Here is a 1,450-nt window from a genome sequence, read left to right on the forward strand (position 1 = left end):
CAATGTCATTAAGTTAAGGATTTTCATATAGCATCTCTTTGATTTTTAGAGACCTTTGGTCGTACTCTCTTTTTATATCTGAATTTATTTCGCATATTAGAACGATTGGGTCTTATTGGTATCATATGATTTTTGAACAAGTTTTTGAGCTCAAGAATAATTTCTTCTATCTTCTTTTCTTCAAAAAAGAAGAGGCTGATAATTCTGTTTTTCAAGAAACCATAAGATAGGGAATTGTTTACTTTATAACGATATTTTGTACATGAAGACTTTTGGTGAATCTCCACTTCCAACTCGTTGACTATTATACTTTGGATGTTACTTACGAAAATAGTCGCATTAAAATCCTGCAAAATAGTCTGATTGGAATACCCTGAAAAGGATTCCATATTTAGCTTATTCTTTAATTCATCGAAACAGGTCTCTATCTGCCATCTCTGGAAATACAATTCTTTGAATATATCCATCGGATATTGGATGCTATCTAATAAAGATGTTATCAGATACTCCTTTTGTCCACAAGGCAATTCCAAGGCTATCAGGCGAACTTTGAGAGGTGTTTGCCTGACATAAGATTTTATGCTAAAATCAGTATCTCTACCCGGATATATTTCGACCTCCTGGTTCATAGCTCCGCTACTTACGAAAGATTTTACCTCATGATTAAAATTAACCTGAACACGCATTAAAAAATTTATGCTTCTGATCTGATGCTCATAAATTAAATCATAAGAAGGATAACCTCTGTCATAGAGGATTAAATCATTACCCGTAGCTGCCTCCAGGTGGGTAACAGCCATCTGCCTTTCGCCTGTATGTAGCGGGGCAATAGATGAATCAATTGCCAGCTTATTGAGTACATCATAAAATACAGAAACTCTCGCTTGTACAAGGTAATCCCCTGCCTGCTTCTGCGATTTACCATAAATGACTTCCAATCCCGTATTCTTAGGCAGATTAATAACTGATGTATCAACTGCAAGTAAACGAAAACCATTAAACTGTTTTACCTCTGAGTTATTATCATAAAATTCATTGATTAATAAGGCGGAAAGATGCCTGAAAACTTCCGGAGATATTTTTTTGCGGTATTGAACAAATGCACTTTTGCTAAAAGGAAGGTATTCGACTCCTTCAATCTTTCTAAGATAATGTACAAAGTTAACAATCTCTATACAAAGACTTTTTCTTAAAATATTAATCAAGAAAAGGATGGTGCCTTTAAAAGTCTGCTTCCTTTTACGGGTAAAGTCTTTTTTATTCATCTTAAATCTTTCTTGTAAATGACTACTATTAATTTCATTGAGAATCTTGGTGAAAATAATTGATGTTGTTTTTTTTGCATTATAATAACTTGTTAATTACTACTTAAATATAATAAAAATATATCACAAATCAAAGCGAATACGCCTAATAATCAATACTATAAATCCTTAACTTAATGACATTG

1 protein-coding gene is annotated in these 1,450 nt (G+C 32.7%); it reads right to left on the reverse strand.

Going from position 1 to position 1,450, the window contains the following annotated elements; translation table 11 throughout:
* Nucleotides 1–23: 23 nt before the first annotated feature.
* Complete coding sequence (locus tag ACYPZI_RS15940; RefSeq protein ID WP_459603356.1) at nucleotides 24–1,325, reverse strand: IS4 family transposase; 1,302 nt, start codon at nucleotides 1,323–1,325, stop codon at nucleotides 24–26.
* Nucleotides 1,326–1,450 lie beyond the last annotated feature (125 nt).

This window comes from Dysgonomonas reticulitermitis, from assembly GCF_054601275.1.